The organism is Streptomyces sp. NBC_01260 (assembly GCF_036226405.1).
Lineage (GTDB): Bacteria > Actinomycetota > Actinomycetes > Streptomycetales > Streptomycetaceae > Streptomyces > Streptomyces laculatispora.
Map to the genome: position 1 here is coordinate 4,257,074 of NZ_CP108464.1, position 18,306 is coordinate 4,275,379.

18 protein-coding genes and 1 pseudogene are annotated in these 18,306 nt (G+C 72.5%); 8 read left to right on the forward strand and 11 right to left on the reverse strand.

The window, feature by feature from the left end:
* Nucleotides 1-14: 14 nt before the first annotated feature.
* Nucleotides 15-401 carry a YunG family protein gene (locus OG322_RS18945; protein WP_123460316.1) on the forward strand — a complete coding sequence of 129 codons (387 nt, stop codon included), beginning with the start codon at nt 15-17 and terminating at the stop codon, nt 399-401.
* A gap of 3 nt (nt 402-404) precedes the next feature.
* On the opposite strand, the gene OG322_RS18950 is transcribed toward OG322_RS18945, so the two are convergent.
* The 5 genes and pseudogenes from OG322_RS18950 to OG322_RS18970 form a co-directional block, all read right to left on the reverse strand.
* Nucleotides 405-1,253 (reverse strand): GNAT family N-acetyltransferase, encoded by an 849-nt coding sequence (locus OG322_RS18950; RefSeq protein WP_123462159.1) that lies wholly within the window; start codon nt 1,251-1,253, stop codon nt 405-407.
* A 50-nt stretch (nt 1,254-1,303) separates the two neighbouring features.
* Nucleotides 1,304-2,698 carry a hypothetical protein gene (locus tag OG322_RS18955; RefSeq protein WP_329306716.1) on the reverse strand — a complete coding sequence of 465 codons (1,395 nt, stop codon included), beginning with the start codon at nt 2,696-2,698 and terminating at the stop codon, nt 1,304-1,306.
* Between the two features lie 249 nt (nt 2,699-2,947).
* Nucleotides 2,948-3,757: a class I SAM-dependent methyltransferase gene (locus OG322_RS18960; protein WP_123460314.1), complete on the reverse strand. Its 810-nt coding sequence runs from the start codon at nt 3,755-3,757 to the stop codon at nt 2,948-2,950.
* On the reverse strand, nt 3,754-4,383 hold the full coding sequence (locus OG322_RS18965) for a TIGR04282 family arsenosugar biosynthesis glycosyltransferase (RefSeq protein ID WP_241200190.1): 630 nt from the start codon (nt 4,381-4,383) through the stop codon (nt 3,754-3,756). Before OG322_RS18965 ends, OG322_RS18960 begins: the two co-directional genes overlap by 4 nt.
* A 371-nt stretch (nt 4,384-4,754) precedes the next feature.
* Nucleotides 4,755-5,231, reverse strand: a pseudogene (locus tag OG322_RS18970) (glycosyltransferase family 2 protein); the annotation flags it as partial.
* 114 nt (nt 5,232-5,345) lie between these two features.
* Between OG322_RS18970 and OG322_RS18975 the strand changes: the two are divergent.
* On the forward strand, nt 5,346-6,197 hold the full coding sequence (locus OG322_RS18975) for a response regulator transcription factor (RefSeq protein ID WP_405700326.1): 852 nt from the start codon (nt 5,346-5,348) through the stop codon (nt 6,195-6,197).
* Complete coding sequence (locus tag OG322_RS18980; protein WP_123460312.1) at nt 6,194-7,300, forward strand: sensor histidine kinase; 1,107 nt, start codon at nt 6,194-6,196, stop codon at nt 7,298-7,300. Before OG322_RS18975 ends, OG322_RS18980 begins: the two co-directional genes overlap by 4 nt.
* Nucleotides 7,301-7,337: 37 nt before the next feature.
* On the opposite strand, the gene OG322_RS18985 is transcribed toward OG322_RS18980, so the two are convergent.
* The 5 genes from OG322_RS18985 to OG322_RS19005 form a co-directional block, all read right to left on the reverse strand.
* Nucleotides 7,338-8,399: an NAD-dependent epimerase/dehydratase family protein gene (locus OG322_RS18985; RefSeq protein WP_123460311.1), complete on the reverse strand. Its 1,062-nt coding sequence runs from the start codon at nt 8,397-8,399 to the stop codon at nt 7,338-7,340.
* A 126-nt stretch (nt 8,400-8,525) separates the two neighbouring features.
* Complete coding sequence (locus OG322_RS18990) at nt 8,526-9,182, reverse strand: hypothetical protein (protein WP_207319701.1); 657 nt, start codon at nt 9,180-9,182, stop codon at nt 8,526-8,528.
* Nucleotides 9,179-10,438, reverse strand: a complete 1,260-nt coding sequence (locus OG322_RS18995; RefSeq protein ID WP_123460310.1) for an MAB_1171c family putative transporter — start codon at nt 10,436-10,438, stop codon at nt 9,179-9,181. The genes OG322_RS18990 and OG322_RS18995 overlap by 4 nt, the downstream gene beginning before the upstream one ends.
* Nucleotides 10,439-10,498: 60 nt before the next feature.
* Entirely contained in the window at nt 10,499-11,059 is a 561-nt protein-coding gene (locus OG322_RS19000) for a toxin (protein WP_123460309.1), read from the reverse strand.
* 5 nt (nt 11,060-11,064) lie between these two features.
* Complete coding sequence (locus OG322_RS19005; RefSeq protein ID WP_123460308.1) at nt 11,065-11,511, reverse strand: hypothetical protein; 447 nt, start codon at nt 11,509-11,511, stop codon at nt 11,065-11,067.
* Between the two features lie 609 nt (nt 11,512-12,120).
* Here OG322_RS19005 and OG322_RS19010 point away from each other — a divergent pair.
* Nucleotides 12,121-12,450, forward strand: a complete 330-nt coding sequence (locus OG322_RS19010; protein ID WP_123460307.1) for a MerR family transcriptional regulator — start codon at nt 12,121-12,123, stop codon at nt 12,448-12,450.
* Nucleotides 12,451-12,480: 30 nt separating this feature from the next.
* Here OG322_RS19010 and OG322_RS19015 read toward each other — a convergent pair whose 3' ends face one another.
* Nucleotides 12,481-13,500, reverse strand: a complete 1,020-nt coding sequence (locus OG322_RS19015; RefSeq protein ID WP_329306717.1) for a LacI family DNA-binding transcriptional regulator — start codon at nt 13,498-13,500, stop codon at nt 12,481-12,483.
* A 409-nt stretch (nt 13,501-13,909) separates the two neighbouring features.
* Here OG322_RS19015 and OG322_RS19020 point away from each other — a divergent pair, with 409 nt between their 5' ends.
* The 4 genes from OG322_RS19020 (at nt 13,910) to OG322_RS19035 (ending at nt 18,296) form a co-directional block, all read left to right on the forward strand.
* A complete protein-coding gene (locus OG322_RS19020; RefSeq protein ID WP_266411563.1) occupies nt 13,910-15,196 on the forward strand; it encodes an ABC transporter substrate-binding protein in 1,287 nt (428 codons plus the stop codon).
* Between the two features lie 8 nt (nt 15,197-15,204).
* Nucleotides 15,205-16,107, forward strand: a complete 903-nt coding sequence (locus OG322_RS19025) for a carbohydrate ABC transporter permease (RefSeq protein WP_241200060.1) — start codon at nt 15,205-15,207, stop codon at nt 16,105-16,107.
* Nucleotides 16,104-16,964, forward strand: coding sequence for a carbohydrate ABC transporter permease (locus OG322_RS19030; RefSeq protein WP_123460303.1), 861 nt, complete (start codon nt 16,104-16,106; stop codon nt 16,962-16,964). Before OG322_RS19025 ends, OG322_RS19030 begins: the two co-directional genes overlap by 4 nt.
* A 78-nt stretch (nt 16,965-17,042) precedes the next feature.
* Entirely contained in the window at nt 17,043-18,296 is a 1,254-nt protein-coding gene (locus OG322_RS19035) for a glycoside hydrolase 5 family protein (RefSeq protein WP_266411564.1), read from the forward strand.
* Nucleotides 18,297-18,306: the final 10 nt, after the last annotated feature.

Sequence of the window (18,306 nt, forward strand, 5' to 3'; positions counted from 1 at the left end):
CGAGGATCGGTGTCATGAAGCCGTTCCTCCTCGCCGACATCGAGGCCGCAGTGCGCAGCAGCTGGGGCGCCGACACCACCACGCCCGAGCACCGGCCGCACTGGACCCCCGGCAATCCTGCCCGGGACCAGTGCGGGGTCACCGCCCTGGTCCTGCACGACCTGCTGGGCGGTGACCTCATACGCGGTGAGGTCCGGGTCGACGGGGTGCGCACGGACTACCACTGGTGGAACCGGCTGGGCCCGGGGACGGAGATCGACCTGACCCGTGAGCAGTTCGCCCCCGAGGAGATCGTCTGCGGCGGCACGGTGATTCCGCGTCCCCCGGAGATCGTCCGCCTGCGCGAGGAGTACGAGCTGCTCAGGGACCGGGTCCTGGAGCTGCTCCACGGCCGGGCGTAGCGGTCAGCCCAGTTCGAGGCTGGTGATGCCGAACAGCCCGGTGTGATCGACGTCCGGAGCCGGCCCGGTGTACATGCGGGCCGTCTCGAACGACGGGGTGAGCCCGAGCTGTCCGGCGAGCCGTACCGCCGCCGGGTTGACGTCGGGTACGTCCACGGCGACCGGGGTGGACGGGTCGGTGGCCGCGAGCGCGCTGACCAGGGCGGCGGCCGTCTCCGGCGTGGCCGCGTACAGCGGGCCGATGCGTGAGGACGTACGGCAGGCGCGCAGCACGGCGAGCCCCCGCACCTCTCCCTCGCGCAGCGCGACCAGCGCGGTGCGGCCGGGGATGGTGGTCCAGGCCGCCAGGAAGCCGTCGCGCTCCGCCGGGAAGAACCGGCGGTCGTACGCGGTGACCTGGCCGAAGGGCAGGGTGCGGGCGTCGGCGAGGGTGACGCCGGGCGGCGGCGCGATGTCCACCGGCACCAGTCCCTCGTACCGCATGTTCGTCCAGGCCGGGCGGAAGCCGGATCTGCGGTAGTTGGCCTGCTGTTCCACCACCCCGTCCAGGCCGGTGTTCCGCCCGCCCAGCCGGGCCGTCCCGGTGGCCCAGAGCCGGCTCCCGTAGCCCTGGCCGCGCAGCTCCGGGCGGGTGAGGTAGAAGCCCAGGAAGCCGTGGTCCACGCCGTAGCGGATCACGGAGACGCAGGAGACGGGCGCACCGTCGAGCCTGCCGATCAGGAAGCCGCAGGGGTCGGCGGCGAAGAAGGCCTGACCGTCGGTCAGGCCGGGGTTCCAGCCCTCGGCATGGGCCCAGTCCGCCATCATCCTGATGTCGTCCGCGCTTGCTGTGGTGATCTCGAATGTCGGCACGGAACCACCCATACCCGGGGCGCGGGTGGTTCAACGACCACCCGTCTCGTTCACCACCCCGTCCAGAGCAGGTGGTTGACGAGCAGGGCGACGACGGCCTGGGCGGCCAGCCAGCCGCGGCGGCCGGGCGCGGGCAGCAGGGCGGCGGCGGGCAGCAGCCAGAGCATGAAGGGCTGCCAGATCCGTTCGGTCTCCGCCTTGCTCATCCCGGACAGGTCGGCGGCCAGCAGCATGAGGAACGCCGCGAGCACGAGCAGGACCAGCCGCTGCGGTGCGGCCGTGGTCCCCGTCCGCAGCGCTCGCACGGCCCCGGGCGCGGCCGCCGCGGTCCGGCGCAGACCCGCGACCGTCGCGAGTCCGACGGCGGTCACGGTGCAGGCGAGGTTGGCCCAGACCCAGTACCAGTACGGGCGGAATCCGCCCGCCGCCTGGTAGTAGCGCTCGACCAGCAGGTGGTAGGCCTCCCACCAGTTGAAGCCCGCCAGTGTGAAGGCGACCGGGACGACCAGGGCCCCCAGGGCGAAGAGGGGGAGGGGCCGGGCGGTCCGGGTGAGCAGGAGAACGGTCAGGAGCAGCAGCGCGATGAGCGCCAGACCGTAACTGAGGTAGCAGGTCAGGCCGTACAGCAGCCCCGAGCCGAGGGCGGCGGCCCCGGGGCTGCGGACCTTCCCGGTCGCGGCCAGGGCCAGCAGGGCGACGGACCAGGCGGCGACGGCGGCGAAGTAGCCGTCCGCCGAGGTGCCGGCCCAGACCGCGACCGGTGCGAGGACCAGGAAGGGCGCGGCGCGGCGGGCGGTGCGTTCGTCGGCCAGCACGCGGACGGCGATCAGCGCGGCCACCGCGGCGGTGCTGCCGGTCACGATGCACCAGACCCCGGCCCAGGCGCCGCCGCCGAGCCCGATGCGGTCCAGCAGGACGAAGGTGAGGGTGGCGCCCGGCGGGTGGCCGGCCACATGGGCGGGCCAGTTGCCCGGCGGGCCGATCAGGATGTGGTCGTTGAAGCCGCGCAGGGCGGCGCCGATGTCGTCGAAGCGGCCGATGACCCTGAGGTACTCGTGCTTGGTGGTCAGGCGTTCGGCGATGCCGCGGCCCCAGCCGTCGATCAGCGCCAGGGAGAAGACCCAGGCGAGCGAGGCGCCCCAGCAGCTCAGCAGCAGGGTCCGCCAAGGCAGCCGTTCGGCGAGGACGGGACCGTACGCGATGACGGCCACGGCGACGGTGGGCGCGGCCGCGGTGCCGGGGCCGATGTGCGGGTACCAGGTCGCCAGCAGCGGTGGCCAGTGGACGTACAGGGTGTGGTCGGCGTTCTCCACGGCCCAGCCGACGAGGGCGGCGGCGACGACGAGCAGTGCGCCCGCACCGGCCGCGGCCAGGTCGGGGCGGTGGCCGGTGCGGTGGTCGCTCTCCGGTTCGGTGCGCTGCTCCGGGCGGTCCTTGGTCTTCACCCAGGCACGGTATGCACGCCGGGGCGGTGCGGGCGGGTGCTGACGGGGCGCGTCACCGAACCGTCAGATTCCGCACCCGACCGGGGCCACGGCGGACAGCAGCCGGATGACGTCAGACGGCGGGTCTGCTGCTGCTGCGGCGCTCGCTCGGCCCGCGCCCCGGCCTGGTCGGCTTCGTCCGGTGCCGGTCTTCCTGTCCGGTCTGCTCCTGCTGATGTGGTGGCCGCTGATCACCCGGCACACGAAGCGCTACGAACCGGCGAGCGGCCTCTCCCCCGACGTGTTCCTGGGGAACTGGCTGCTGATCACGGCCACGCTGTTCGCGTGGTCGGCGCTCTGGCCGGTCGTCAGGACGCTGCGGCTGCGGCGCAGGGAGACGAACGTGCGGCCGTCCGCCTCCCACTGATCCGCGGTGAGCCAGCCCAGGAGCCCGGCGTACCGGAGCAGTGCCGGGGTGCCGAGCCGGGCCCAGGGGAAGGGTGCGGCGGGCGCGGGCCGGGCCCGGTCGGCGCGTCCGTCGTCCAGCTGGACCCGGACCCGCTCGTCGATGTCCTGCGGCGCGGTCTCCGCGATGAGCAGCCCGCCGGGGGCGAGCACGGCCGCCGTCCGGTGCAGGAGCCGGCGCGGGTCGCCGCCGATGCCGATGTTGCCGTCGACGAGCAGGACGGTGCCCCAACGGCCCTCGCCCGGAAGGGGTTCGAAGACCGAGCGGTGCAGCGCGGAGCCGCCGACCCGCAGGGTGCGGGCCACCGCCGCCTCGCTCACGTCGATGCCGAGCGCGCGGTGGCCGCGGGCCGCGAGCGCCGCGACCAGCCGGCCGGGCCCGCACCCGATGTCCAGGACGGGTCCCTCGCAGCGGTGCAGCGCCGACAGGTCCGCGGCGTCCGCGCCCGCGCACCAGCGCTCCACGTCCAGCGGCAGCAGCCAGCCGTCCGTGCGGCGCAGGAAGAGCGGGCCGTGGCCGTTGCGCAGGGCGTTGGCGTACGGGTCGGTGCTCCAGGAGGTGGCGTCCGGGGGCGGCGGGCGGACCGTTTCGTGCTGGGGAACCGTCTGGCTCATCGGGCCACCGCCCCGGTCAGTGCGGCGAGCACGGCGGCGAACCGGCCGTGCGGTGCCAGGGCGGCGACGTCCACGGCGTCGGCCGCCGTGTCCACGTCCCGCAGCCGGGGCAGATCACGCACCGTCAGCCCGGCTTCGACCAGCCGGCGGCGCTGCACCGCGCCGGTCTCCGGCACGGACATCGGTACCCCGCGCAGCAGTTCGGGGTCCGGCTCGGCGAGCCCCAGCGCCCAGAAGCCGCCGTCCTCGGCCGGGCCGAACCAGGCGTCGCAGCCGTCCCAGGAACCGGGGGAGAGCGCGGGCGCCAGATCGGCGGCGGTGATCTGCGGGGTGTCCATGCCGATGAGGAGCGTCGGCCCCGTGCAGCCGCCGAACGCGGCGGCGAGCCGTTCGTCGAGACCGCCCGCGCACTGGCCCACCACCTCGATGCCCGGCGGCAGCCAGGGTCCGGGCGCCCCGTCGAGGACGAGCACCCGCCGCGCGGCGGGCAGGGCGAGGACGGTGCGCAGGGTGTCGGCGAGCGAGGCCTCGGCGAGCCGGGCGGCCTCCTGCGGGGTGAAGGGCGGCGTCAGCCGGGTCTTGACCCGGCCGGGCAGCGGTTCCTTGGCGATGACCAGCAGGGTCACCGCCCCGACGGCTTCGCCTTCGGCTCCGGTGACGGCTCCGGTTGTGGCGCGGTTCGTCGTTGCGTCCGCTCCGGCCCCTGTGCGGCTCGTTCCGCCGGTCGCTCCGGGCCCGGCGCCGGTACACGCGGTCGGGTTCACCGGGTCACCCCCACGGGAACGGGCGCCTCGCCCAGCACGGCGCGCATGTCGCGCACCGCGTGCCAGGTGCCCCGCCAGGTGCCGGTGACCTTCGACTTCCCGGTGCGCGAGAGGTACGGGACATCCGTCTCGGCCACCCGCAGCCCCGCGTCCGCCGCCCGCACCACCATCTGCAACGGGTATCCGCTGCGCCGGTCGGTGAGGCCGAGCGCCAGCAGGTCCGCCCGGCGCGCGGCGCGCATCGGCCCCAGGTCGTGCAGCCGCAGCCCGGTACGTCTGCGCAGCAGCCGGGACAGCGCCAGATTGCCCGCGCGGGCGTGCAGGGGCCAGGCGCCGAGCCGGTCGGGGCGGCGGCGGCCGAGCAGCAGATCGCTCTCGCCGTCCGCGATCCGGCGGACGAAGCCGGGGAGCAGCCCGGGGTCCAGGGACCCGTCGCAGTCGCAGAAGCAGACGAACTCCGCCTCGGCGGCGAGCAGCCCGGCGTGGCAGGCGGAGCCGAAACCGCGCCGCGGCTCGTGCACCACCGTCGCGCCGAGTGAACGGGCCAGTTCGGCCGAGCCGTCGGTGGAGCCGTTGTCGACGACGATCGCGCGCCAGCCGCGCGGGATCGCGCCGAGCACCCCGGGCAGGGCGGCGGCCTCGTCCAGACAGGGCAGCACGATGTCGGCGCGGGGGCCGGAGTTATCGGGGGAGTCGGTCACCCGGCTCACCCTACGGAGCCGAAACCGACAATTCGGGCCACGGTTTCTTACGAAACGTGGACATCGACCGTGTGGCGGTGTCCGCGCGCCCGGCGCGCGGGGAGCGGGTGCCAGGGTGGGGCCATGCAGCCCGCCATTCCAGCCCGTCCGGCGTCCGAGGGCCGGGGAGCCGGGGGCGAGGCCCCCGACCCCGCCCCTGCCCCCGACCCCGCCCCTGCCCCCGGCCGTGAACCTGCCCCTGCCCCCGTCCCCGTCCCCGGCCACGTTCTCGTCGTGGACGACGATCCGACCGTCTCCGAGGTCGTCGCCGGATACCTGACCGGTGCCGGCTACGACGTGGCCCGCGCGGCGGACGGCCCGGCCGCGTTGGAGTGCTTCGCCCGCCGCCGCGCCGACCTGGTGGTGCTGGACCTGATGCTGCCCGGCATGGACGGCTTCGAGGTCTGCCGCCGGATGCGGGCACACGGACCGGTGCCCGTGATCATGCTGACCGCGCGCGGCGACGAGGACGACCGCATCCTCGGCCTGGAGACGGGGGCGGACGACTACGTCACCAAGCCGTTCAGCCCCCGCGAACTCGTCCTGCGTGTCGACTCCGTGCTGCGCCGTGCCGGCGCGGCCGCCGTACCCGCCGGCCGCTCGGCGCTGATCGAGGGCGCGGGCCTGGTCCTCGACCCGGCGGCCAGGCGCGCGAGCCGGGACGGCCGGGTGCTGGCCCTCACCCTGCGCGAGTTCGACCTGCTCGCCTTCCTGCTGCGCCACCCGGGCCGGGTCTTCACCCGGGAGGAGCTGATGCGCGAGGTCTGGGGCTGGGACTTCGGCGACCTGTCGACGGTGACGGTCCATGTGCGCCGACTGCGCGGCAAGGCCGAGGCGGACCCGGCCCGCCCGGAGCTGATCCGTACGGTCTGGGGTGTGGGCTACCGCCTGGACCTGCCGGCCGGCGCCCCCGACGCCTGCGGAGCGCCGTCATGACGGACATGCTCCTCATCGCGCTCTTCGCGTTCCTGGGCGCGGCGGCGGCCGGGCTGCTGGGCGCGCTCGTGCTGCGGTTCTTCCGGCACCGCTCGCTCGTCGTCTCGCTGACCGTCGTCGCCGCCGTCGCCGTGACCGCGATGCTCGCCGGGACGCTGGCCGTCGCCTGGGCGATGTTCCTGTCGCCGCACGACCTCCAGGTGGTCACGACCGTCGTCGCCATGGCCGCCGTCGTCTCGCTCCTCACCGCGATGCTGCTCGGCCGCTGGGTGGCCGCGCGGAGCCGCGACCTGACCCTCGCCGCCCGCTCCTTCGGCGACGGCGGCACCTTCGCGGCCCCTGCGGCCCCGGCCACCGCCGAACTCGCCGCGCTCACCCGCGAACTGGCCGCCACCAGCGCCAAGCTCGACAGCTCACGCGAACGGGAGCGCGCCCTGGAGACCTCGCGGCGGGAACTCGTCGCCTGGATCTCGCACGATCTGCGTACCCCGCTCGCCGGACTGCGGGCCATGTCGGAGGCGCTGGAGGACGGCATGGCCGTCGACTCGCGGCGCTATCTGCGGCAGATACGCACCGAGGTGGAGCGTATGAACGACATGGTCGGCGACCTCTTCGAGCTCTCCCGCATCCACGCCGGTTCGCTCACCCTGACCCCCACCCGGATCTCCGTGTACGACCTGGTGGGCGACGCGCTCGCCGGTGCCGACCCGCTGGCCCGCGAGCACGGCGTACGGCTGGTCGGCGACCGGATCGAGGCGGTGCCCGTCGAGGTCGACGGCAAGGAGATGAGCCGGGTCCTGGGCAACCTCCTGATCAACGCGATCCGCCGCACCCCCGCCGACGGCACCGTGGCGGTGGCCGCGCAACGCACCGGCGGCGGTGTGGTCCTGTCGGTGACCGACGGCTGCGGCGGCATCCCGGAGGAGGACCTGGCCAGGGTCTTCGACACCGGATGGCGCGGCAGCCACGCCCGTACGCCCCCGGCCGGCGCGGGCCTCGGGCTCGCCATCGTGCGCGGGATCGTCGAGGCGCACGCCGGCCGGGCCGAGGTCCGCAACGTCACCGGCGGCTGCTGCTTCGAGGTCACCCTGCCGGTGGCGTGAGCGTGCGGGGGCGGCGGACGCGGGGGCAGCGGGCCGGTCAGCTCGTGGCCATGTCCCGCTGCGGGGCCGCCGCGAACTGCGCCATCCCCTCGGCGAAGCCCACCGCGGGCTTCCAGCCCAGCTCGTCGCGGAGCCGCCGGGAGTCGGCCGTGACATGGCGTACGTCCCCGAGCCGGTACTCACCGGTGATTACCGGGGCCGGGCCGCCGTGGGCCGACGCCAGCGCCGCGGCCATCTCGCCGATGGTGTGCGGCTCCCCGCTCCCGGTGTTGTACGCGGCGAAGCCGCCCGGCCGGAGCCCGGCAACGGCCTCCAGCGCCACCACGTTCGCGGACGCCACGTCCCGCACATGGACGAAGTCCCGCCGCTGGGCGCCGTCCTCGAAAACCTGCGGCGACTCGCCCCGGGCCAGGGACGAGCGGAAGAACGAGGCCACTCCCGCGTACGGGGTGTCGCGCGGCATCCCCGGCCCGTACACGTTGTGGTAGCGCAGCGACAGCGCCCGGCCGCCGGTGGCGCGGGCCCAGGAGGAGGCGAGGTGTTCCTGGGCGAGCTTGGTCGTCGCGTACACATTGCGCGGGTCCACGGGCGCGTCCTCGCCGACGAGCCCCGGGGTCAGCTCCGTACCGCAGGACGGGCAGAGCGGCTCGAACCGGCCCGCGGCCAGATCGGACTGCGCCCTCGGCCCCGGCCGGACCGGCCCGTGGAGCCGGCAGTCGTAGCGGCCCTCGCCGTAGACCACCATCGATCCGGCGAGCACCAGGCTCCGCACCCCGGCCGCGGCCGCGGCGGCGAGCAGCACGGCCGTCCCGAGGTCGTTGCACCCGACGTACTGCGGGGCGTCCGCGAAGTCCTTGCCCAGGCCGACCATCGCCGCCTGGTGGCACACGGCGTCGATGCCGCGCAGCGCGCGGTCCACGGCCTCGCGGTCGCGCACGTCCGCCACGATCAGCCGGCTGTCGGCCCGCCGGTCCGCTCCCTCGCCGTGCGCCGAGGGGAGCAGGGCGTCGAGCACCACCGCCTCGTGCCCGGCCGATGTGAGGGTCCGGACGATCTCCGACCCGATGAACCCGGCTCCGCCGGTGACCAGTACGCGCATGAGCGCAACGCTAGGGCGCGGCGGCCGGTGGGCGCGGTTGCGCGGTCGGCACGTCACGGGACCGTAAGAACCGACCCGTTCGGCGGGACGGCTTCCGGCGTCCCCCTCTTCCCGCCCCCGGACGGCTCAGCCGAACAGGAACGCGCAGGCCGTGGCCGCGCCCAGCGCGGTCCCGGCGGTCACCTGGCCGACCGTGTGGTAGCCGAGCGCGACCCGTGACCAGCACACGGCGGCCGTCATCAGGTACCCGAACAGCCACCACGGCGAATGGACCACGGCGAGCAGGGCGACGACGGCCGAGGCGACCGAGGCGTCCACCGAGATCTTCCAGACCGTGTTCACGGCCAGCAGGACGACGGTCATCGCCCAGAGCCCGAGCATCGCGGTCAGGATGCCGGTGGGGGCGCCGCCCAGCACCATGACCGCCGAACCGGTGCCGATGGAGCCGAGGATGACGAGGAAGATCGGGGCCCGCTTGGTGCGGTCGACGACATGGCGGTCGCCCCAGGTGCCGCGTCCGCGCTCCCACTCGATGTAGCCGGCCGGGACGATCCCGGCGCACAGGGCGCCGAGCAGTCCCCACAGCAGCCCCGTCCACTCGCCCGCCGCCGCGAATCCGGTCGCGAGCATCCCGGCGAGCAGGAGATTACGTGGCTGGAAGACATCGGTCACCGTACGGGCGGTGGAGGTGGTGCGGGCGGCGGTCCCCGCGCTGTCGGCGGTGTCGGACGGGCCGGACGCGTCGGCGCTGTTGGCGGTGTCGGACGTGTCGGCGGTGCTCATGCTGTCTGCTCCTTGGCTGCTGCGGAGGACTCCAGGACCTGCCGGGCCCGTTCCGCCGTGACCGTCCGGTACGCGGCGGCGACCCGGACCAGCCAGGCGACCTCGCCGTCCTGGTCGGTCGCGTGCTGGGTGCCGAAGGCCGCCGCGTCCCCCGGGGCCGCGCCGTCGCCGTGGGCCGCGAGGGCTGCCTTGATCCAGTACGCGTCCGTGAGCGGTCCCGTGCGCTCCCGGTCGGTGGTGCCGGCCCCGGCGGCGGCCCCGGCGGCCGCGAGGAGGGTGTCGGGGGCGTAGTGGCGCAGCTTCTCCACCGCGTCGGCGATGTCCGCCGCCCAGCGGTCGATCCGCAGGTCCGCCGGGGTGTCGAACCGGGTCAGCTCGCGGACCAGCGATGCCGGGGGGTCGAAGGGCTGGTCGGGGAAGGCCGCCATCAACTCGTACCAGAGCGCGTGCAGTCGCACCTGGGCGCGCCAGAGCTTCGCCCGGCGGCGGACGTTGCTCAGGGCGGGGATGGAGGCGCCCACCGCGAAGAAGGTGAACAGCACGACCTGCGAGGCCTCGGTGATCTCGTCGAAGTCCAGCGCGAAGGCCTCGCTCGGCGGGTCGATCACGCTCACCCAGAGGAACAGCGTCCGGCTGACGGTGTATCCGACCCCGATGAACATCGCGAACGTCATCATGCCGAGGCCGATCCGCAGCCGGCGCAGCCCGGCGCTCGCGGTGGCCAGCGCCCACTGGTAGGCGCAGACGGCGGACGCGGTGCCGAGGTAGAGGTAGAACACGCTCATGTAGAGCGTCGCGCCCCACTGCCCGGCGTGGTCGGCGACGAAGCGGTCCGAGGGGACGGAACGGTCGACGACCGTGAAGAACAGCACCGTCAGCAGCACCAGCGTGGCGACCGACGCCTTCGCGGCGACCTGCTGGATCAGCCGGGCGAACCGTACGTGCCGCGGGACGTCCCCGGCGTCGGCGTACTGGCCGTAGATGGCGACGATGTAGCTGAGGATGGCCAGGATCGCGACGGTCGCCGTGTAGTGCTTGATCAGCACCGAGAGGTCGGTGACGGAGCTGTCGTTGAGCCCGATGCGCACGACCCGGGTCTTGGTCCACAGGGCGGCGGCGAATCCCGCGTAGCAGCCCCACAGGGCCCGGCGGCGTCTGTCCTCCTCGTCGCCCCAGAGGGCGGCCGGCATGCGCCACAGGGCGACGGCTGTCATCAGGCCGGCTATCAGGTAGCCGGCCAGGTCGAGCGGGGTCACGGCGGACGTCCTCGGGGTGGGGGGAAAGGGGTCGGCTGCGGACCGGGGGCCGGTCCGGTGCTACGTGCGGCGGAACAGACCGCGGCGGCGGTGGGCGACCGGGCGGGAGAGCGAGTTGGCGAGCCGCCCCACCATGTCATCGCTCGTCACCTCCCTGGCCATCCGAGGGATGAGCGAGGCACCGAATTCGGCCATGCGTTCGTCGTGGGTGTCGTACTGCGCGCGGGCCTGTACGGCGTCCGGGGACCGGAGCGCGTCGGTGCCGACGACCCGGGAGATCAGCGAGGTGTCGAAGACGGGCAGCAGCCGCTGGAGCTGCTCGGCGTCCAGCGAGGTGCCGTGGTCGAACCACTCGTGGCACAGCTCGTGCAGGATGACGTGCTGGGTCTGGTACGCGGTGGGGCGCCGGCGGTGGAGGACGAAGCTGGTCCCGCCGGCCTTCAGCCGCAGCCCGCAGGCGCCGTTGACGCGCGCCAGCCGGTCGGGCATCTCGTGCAGCACGATGGTGCGGCCGCCGGCCGCCTCCATGTTCGCCACCAGTCCGGCGATCGAGAAGGGCGCGGGCAGGGGGAGCCCGGCCAGTCCGGCCTCGCACTCTTTCCGCAGTTGGCGCAGGGACATGGGGCCTAACTCCGTGGTCCGCCGTCGACCGGGCGCTGCCGGCTCTTCGCGTCCTCCAGCAGAGCGAGCGCGAACTGCAGCAGCTCCGGGGGCAGTCCGTCCTCGTCGAGTCCCCGTCCGGCCAGTCCGCTGATCTCCCCGGTGCGCCGCTTGGCCAGGAACTGCAGACCGTCGACGACGTCGTCGACGACCTCGGACTCCTCCTTGAAGAAGCGCCAGTCCACGCCGAAACCGAGGCCGAGCGCCTTGAGGATGTCCTCGGAGGGCTGGGTGACCTTGCCGGCCAGGATGTTGGAGAAGTAGCTGTGCGAGAGCGATCCGCCGCGCTCCTTGACCAGGTCCGCGAAGACCCGCCCCGAGATCTTCCGGCCGGGGAAGGTCTTCTCGACCATGTACTCGACCTTCTGCCGCAGCGTCCGCAGCTCCGGCGCGCGTTCTTCGCCGCTGTCCATCCGGCCCCCCACGTGTCCGTCCCCCGCCCGGTGCCTGTCCGGCGCCGCGCGGTGTCCGATTCGGTCAACGGGCTCGTACTGTAACCAACCCGGTCCGTCGTCCCCGGCGCGGGAGCCGCGGGCGCATCGAACGGGGACGTAGCGGCACATCCTGTGCCGGTGTACAGAGGCAGGGTTGCGCAAATACTCTACGTCACTGTTAACTCGAAAAAACACGGGCAGGGGACCACGAGGGGAGCCCCTTGCCCGTGAATTCGGCGACGAGGCGTGCGCGAACGAGGCCTCCCGTGACGGGGAGAGGTGCGCACAGGGGTGTAGCCCTTCACGACGGGGGATGCGTGAAGGGCTACCCGTGCATTATGGCCCGAGGTCCCGCAGTCATCAACTGACCCGCCGGTCAGTGTTCTTGGCGGGTGCGGTGTCCGCTGCCCGCGGATACGGCGGAAACGGCCGGGAGCGCGGCCGGGCCGGCGGCCCCGGGGACGGCCTGCTCAGATAACTTCCCCCGTCCGGCCAGGTAAATCTGTCGCGGCTATGATAGAGACGATGGCTCGCACAACGAGAGTTTCTCCTCCGGTCAACGAAGTCGGCGACACGCGGCAGGTGCCCATGCCCCCCGATACCCCTCCGCATCCCACCGACCGTCTCGATGACGACGACTACCCCGCCTACACCATGGGCCGCGCCGCGGAGATGATCGGCGCCACGCCCGGATTCCTCCGTGCGATCGGCGAGGCCAGGCTGATCACCCCCCTGCGGTCCGAGGGCGGCCACCGCCGCTACTCCCGCTACCAGCTCCGCATCGCCGCCCGGGCCCGGGAGCTCGTCGACGGGGGTGCGCCGGTCGAGGCCGCCTGCCGCATCGTGATCCTGGAGGACCAGCTCGAAGAGGCGCTCCGGCTCAACGAGGAGCTGCGCAGGCCCGCTCCGGGCGGCTGATCAGCCTCTGAGGCCGCGCTTTCCGGCTGTTCACCCCACCGCCGCCTCCGCCGTGCTGCCCCGTTCGATGAGGCGGGGCAGCGGCACCTGGATGGTGTGCGCCGTGCCGCCGTCGAGCAGCGCGGTCAGCTCCCGCGCCGCGAGCCGCCCGAACGCGACCGTGTCCCTGGACAGCGCGGTCAGCCACGGAGCCGTCAGCCGGCACAGCGCGGAGTCCTCCCACGACACCACCGACACATCGGCCGGGACCCGGAAGCCGAGGCCCGCCGTGACCGCCACCCCGGCCGCGGCCATCACGTCGTTGTCGTAGATCAGCGCGGTCGGCGGGGTGTCCTGCTCCAGCACCCGGCGGGTCACGGCCGCGCCCTCGGTGTCCGAGTAGTCCGTGGTCACCGAGTGGGCCTCGGTCAGTCCGCGCCGGTCGGCCTCGATGCGCAGGGACCGGATGCGCCGGTCGGTGTGCGCGAGTGAGGGCAGCCCGGCGATGTGGACGATGCGCCGGTGCCCCAGCTCGTGCAGCCGGCCGACGACGGCCGCCATCGCTCCGGCGTCGTCGGCGCGGATCTGCGAGAGGCCCGGGTGGGGGCCGGTGTCGCTGCCGGGGAGGGCGCCGATGACGACGCCGGGCAGGCCCAGTTCGTCCAGCAGGCCGACGCGGGGGTCATCGGTGCGCGGGTCGACGACGAGTACGCCGTCGACCCGCCGCTCGGCCCACCAGCGCCGGTAGACCGCGCACTCGGCCGTCACGTCCTCCGCCACCTGGAAGAGCAGCCCGAGCCGGCGTTCGGCCAGGACCTCCTGGATGCCGGAGATCAGCTGGAGGAAGAAGGAGTCCACGCCCAGGTTCGCCGCCGGACGGGCCACCACGAGACCCACGGTGGCCGAGCCCTCGCCCGACAGCGCACGGGCCGCGGTGCTCGGATGCCAGCCCAACTGCTCGGCCACGCGCCGGATTCGGTCACGGGTGATCGCCGAGACCCCCGGGCGGTCGTTGAGCGCGAAGGAGACGGCGCTCTCCGACACTCCGGCCCGCTGGGCGATGTCCTTCATGGTCGGCCGTCGTGCGGGCGTGCGTCTGGCCGGCGAAGTGTCCCCGGCCGGCGGCCTCTTCGGTGTCACCGAGTGCCTCTCTCCTGCGTTCCCTGTGGCTCTCATGGGTCGTCGGGTTCGCTCTCCCCCGGGGGCATCGTAGGGCTTCCGGGTCCATTGGTCGAGTGAGGTGCTCCGACAACTAATGCGCTTGAGCTGATGGCACCTAAAGCGCATTAGTCATTGATCTTCAATGTGTCTCGACTCCGCTCTGACCTGCGAGTATGCCGAAGGGTGCGGCTTAGTTGCGGGAAATGTATTGACTTTCAGTCACGCGCATTGCAGGGTCTGCTGGGCGAACGCATCCGGCCGGTCCGCGACCTCCGGTTCGCCGTCCGCACGCCTGGTCCGAGCAAAGGAGCCGTTCACCGTGCGCATCTCTCGCAGAGCAGTCGCCACTGCCGCCGTCCTCGCCACCGTCCTGCCGTTGAGCGCCTGTGGCGGCGGGTCGGGGACCGGCTCGTCCGATGCCTCGGGCAAGGTCGAAGGCAAGATCACCTTCCAGACCTGGAACCTCCAGGCGAACTTCAAGGACTACTTCAACGGCGTGATCGCGGACTTCGAGAAGAAGTACCCGGGAACCGACGTCAAGTGGGTCGACCGGCCCGGCGAGGGCTACGCGGACAAGATCAGCGCGGACGCGGCCGGCGGCACCCTGCCGGACGTCGTCAATGTGTCGCCCGACCTGGTGGCCCCGCTGGCCAAGGCGGGCATCGCGCTGGACCTCGACAAGGCGGCGTCGAAGTACCGCAAGGAGTACCTGCCCGGCGCCTGGCAGAGCCATCAGATACCGGGCACGGAAGGGACGTTCGCCTTCCCCTGGTACCTCAACACCGGGCCGATGTTCTACAACAAGCGCCTCCTCAAGGACGCCGGGCTCGACCCGCAGGATCCGCCGTCCACGTACGACGAGGTCTTCTCGGACGGCCTGAAGCTGGCCGAGAAGAGCAAGGGCAAGGTCGCCACCCTCGCGAACGTGCCCACCATCGAGGACTTCGGCCGCTACGGCGGACAGCTGATGAACAAGGAAGGCACCGGCTTCGCCTTCAACGACGCCAAGGGCATCGAACTCCTCACCCATTTCAAGGAGTTGTACGACGCCAAGGCGCTGGACCCGCAGGCCCTGACCGCGACCCCGGAGTCTTCGGGGCACAAGTTCCTCACCGAGTCCGTGGCGATGAACCCCGGCAGCGCGCTGGACCTGGCCAACTTCAAGAAGCAGGCCCCTGGCCTCTACAAGAACATCGGGATCACCGACCAGGTCAGCAGCACCGGCAAGGCCAACATGTACGTCATGGGCATCATGGTGAACGCGCAGACCAAGCAGAAGCCCGCCGCCGTGGCCTTCGCCCACTACATGACCGACGCGACCCGCCAGATGGAGTTCGCGAAGAAGGTCGCCATCTTCCCCAGCACCGCCGGATCGCTCGACGACCCGTACTTCACCAAGGAGGACGGCACCGACGAGACCCGCGTCCGGGTCGCCGCCGCCAAGTCCCTGAAGACGGCCGTCAATTACACGCCGGTCCTGTTCAGCGACCAGATGAAGACCGAGCTGCGCAACCAGATCGCCAGGGCGCTCCAGGGGAAGCAGAGCCCCAAGGAAGCCCTTGACAACGCTGTCAAGGCGTGTAACCGGCTGTTGCAGCAGAGCTGAGCCCCCCAGTGACTACGCCTGCCCCCGCCCCCGCCCGCCGGATCAGCCGCCATCTGCCCCTCAGCCCCTGGCTGTTCGCGGCCCCCGGACTGATCGTGGTCGGCGCCTTCAGCCTCTACCCGTTCCTCAGCACGCTGATCAACGCCTTCACGGACCGGCGGACCCTGGTCCCGGGGAAGTTCGTCGGCCTGGCGAACTTCCGGGAACTGCTGCACGACGAGATGTTCTGGACCGGTCTGCGCAACAGCGCGCTGTACGTCCTGGTCGTCGTCCCGGCACTCGTCATCCTGCCGCTGCTGCTGGCGATGCTCGTCCAGCGGCACATCCCCGGCATCACCTTCTTCCGCTCCGCCTTCTACACCCCGGTCGTCGCGTCCATCGTCGTCGTCGGCCTGATCTGGGTGTGGATGCTCGACGACCGGGGGCTGATCAACGCGGTCCTGGAGGCCGTGGGCATCGGCAAGGTCGGCTTCCTCAGCGACCAATGGCTGCTGCTGGGCAGCGCGATGGCGGTCACGGTCTGGAAGGGGCTCGGCTACTACATGATCATTTACCTGGCCGCGCTGTCGAACGTACCGAGGGAGCTGCACGAGGCCGCCTCCGTGGACGGTGCCGGGGTCGTGCGCCGCTTCTTCACCGTCACCGTTCCCGCCATCCGCTCCACCATGGTGCTGGTCGCGGCGCTGTCCTCGGTCTCCGCCTTCAAGGTCTTCTCCGAGGTCTATCTGATGGCCGGCCCCTCCGGCGGCCCGGCGGGTGAGGACACCACCCTGGTGATGCTCGTCCAGCGGGTCGGCACCGGGCTGACCGGGCGGGTCGGATACGCCTCCGCCATCTCGGTCGTCATCTTCGTCGTCACCGTCGGCCTGATGCTCCTGGTGCTGCGCGCCGACCGCAAGGAGGACGCGTGAGTTTCCTGAAGACCACCGACGCCGAAGGGCGCCGCGTCCCGCCCTGGCAGCTCGTCCTGCGGTACGTGCTGCTGCTCGCCGTACTGGTGCTGACCGTGGGGCCGTTCCTGTGGCAGCTCTCGACCTCGCTGAAGGGTCCGGGCGAGGACATCTTCAGCTCGCCGCCGAAGTTCTTCCCCAGCGATCCGACCCTGGACAACTACAGCAGGGTCGCCGACACCATCCCGGTGTGGGACTACGCCTTCAACTCCCTCAAGGTCGCCGCCGCCAACGTGGTCACCAACTGCGTCGGCGCCGCACTGGCGGGCTACGCACTGGCCCGGCTGCGCTACCGGGGGCGCGGGGCCGCGACGCTGGCGTTCATCCTCGCCATGCTGGTCCCCGTGGAGGGCATCATCATCGCCCAGTTCACCACCATGCGTGATCTCGGGCTGAACAACACCCTGCTCGGGGTGCTGCTGCCGGGGTCCATCGGGGCGATGAACGTCCTGCTGATGCGCAACGCCTTCCTGAACCTTCCGCAGGAGGTGGAGGAAGCGGCCTTCGTGGACGGTGCCAATGTCTGGCAGCGCTTCCTCCGGATCGCGCTGCCCTCGGTCAAGGGCACCCTCGCCGTTGTCGCGATCTTCGCCTTCATGGGCTCATGGGACGACTTCCTGTGGCCGCTGATCGTCCTCAGTGACCCGGAGAACTTCACCCTGACCATCGGGCTGAACTACCTGCACGGCACCTTCGCGAACGACGAACGGCTCGTCGCCGCGGGCACCATCATCGCCGTGCTTCCGCTCATCGTGCTGTTCGCCGGTCTGCAGCGCTTCTTCTTCCGGGGCGTCGGCGAAGGCGCCGTCAAGGGCTGACCCGCCCGGCCCCGGCCCGCAGGACCGGCCGCAACCGACCGCCGCCCCCGCACCACAGAACCAGGATGCCTGTTCCGTATGAGCCCCTCCCCGCTCCGATTCGGCGCCAACTACACGCCCAGCCAGGGCTGGTTCCACCACTGGCTGGACTTCGACCTCGACGCCGTGCGGGCCGACCTGGACTCGATCGCCGGTCTCGGCCTCGACCACATCCGGGTCTTCCCGCTCTGGCCGCTCTTCCAGCCCAACCGCACCCTGATCCGCCCGCGCGCCGTCGAGCAGCTCGTCCAGCTGGCCGACGCCGCCGCGGAACGCGGGCTCGACGTCAGCGTGGACGGGCTCCAGGGCCATCTGTCGAGCTTCGACTTCCTGCCCGCCTGGACCCGGACCTGGCACCGGCGCAACATCTTCACCGATCCCGACGTGGTCGCCGGACAGGCCGAGTACCTGCGCACCCTGGCCGCCGCCCTCGCCGACCGGCCCCACTTCATCGGGATGACGCTCGGCAACGAGATCAACCAGTTCTCGGGGGAGCCGCACCCCGACCCGGACCGCATCACCCCCGAGCAGGCGGGCAGTTGGCTGACCCGGATGCTCGACGCCTGCGAGGAGGGGGCGCCCGGGAAGCTCCATCTGCACGCCGAGTACGACGCCTCCTGGTACCAGGACGACCACGCCTTCACTCCCGCGCACGCGGCCCGGATCGGGGCCGTCACCGCCGTGCACTCCTGGGTCTTCAACGGCACCGCCCAGCGGCACGGCCGTACCGGCACCGCCACCGAGCACCACGCCGCCTACCTGATCGAGCTCTCCAAGGCCTGGGCCCTCGACCCGCACCGGCCGGTCTGGCTCCAGGAGGTCGGCGCCCCCGCCCCGCTGATCCCGGCCGAGCACGCCGCCGAGTTCACCGCGGCGACCGTCGAGAACGCGCTGGACTGCGAGGACGTCTGGGGCGTCACCTGGTGGTGCTCCCACGATGTGTCCCGTTCACTGGCCGACTTCCCCGAACTCGAATACGGGCTGGGGCTGTTGACCAACGACCGGCAGGTCAAGCCGGCCGGGCGGGCCATCGCCGCGATCGTCGAGGAGCAGCGCGGCAGGACCCGCCGACCCGCGCCCCGGACCACCGCCCTCGTCGTCGGCACCGGCGACGACACGACCGCGCCCCGCCGCTCCACCTGCGCGCCCGGGGGCGAGGTCTTCGAGGCCTTCGCCCGGCTCACCGCGGACGGGGTCCGGCCCACGACCGTCCTCGCGAGCAGGGCCGGGGACCCGCAGTACCTCGCCGCCCGCGGCATCACCGAGGTCATCACACCCGACCAGGTCCGGTGACCGCGCCCCG

Coding starts and splice junctions, on each gene's coding strand:
- OG322_RS19005 (WP_123460308.1), bottom strand. CDS start 11,511: ATGGACAGCGGCGAAGAACGCGCGCCGGAGCTGCGGACGCTGCGGCAG.
- OG322_RS18945 (WP_123460316.1), top strand. CDS start 15: ATGAAGCCGTTCCTCCTCGCCGACATCGAGGCCGCAGTGCGCAGCAGC.
- OG322_RS18990 (WP_207319701.1), bottom strand. CDS start 9,182: ATGAGCACCGCCGACACGTCCGACACCGCCAACAGCGCCGACGCGTCC.
- OG322_RS19010 (WP_123460307.1), top strand. CDS start 12,121: ATGCCCCCCGATACCCCTCCGCATCCCACCGACCGTCTCGATGACGAC.
- OG322_RS18975 (WP_405700326.1), top strand. CDS start 5,346: ATGCAGCCCGCCATTCCAGCCCGTCCGGCGTCCGAGGGCCGGGGAGCC.
- OG322_RS18980 (WP_123460312.1), top strand. CDS start 6,194: ATGACGGACATGCTCCTCATCGCGCTCTTCGCGTTCCTGGGCGCGGCG.
- OG322_RS18960 (WP_123460314.1), bottom strand. CDS start 3,757: ATGAGCCAGACGGTTCCCCAGCACGAAACGGTCCGCCCGCCGCCCCCG.
- OG322_RS18985 (WP_123460311.1), bottom strand. CDS start 8,399: ATGCGCGTACTGGTCACCGGCGGAGCCGGGTTCATCGGGTCGGAGATC.
- OG322_RS19000 (WP_123460309.1), bottom strand. CDS start 11,059: ATGTCCCTGCGCCAACTGCGGAAAGAGTGCGAGGCCGGACTGGCCGGG.
- OG322_RS19035 (WP_266411564.1), top strand. CDS start 17,043: ATGAGCCCCTCCCCGCTCCGATTCGGCGCCAACTACACGCCCAGCCAG.
- OG322_RS19015 (WP_329306717.1), bottom strand. CDS start 13,500: ATGAAGGACATCGCCCAGCGGGCCGGAGTGTCGGAGAGCGCCGTCTCC.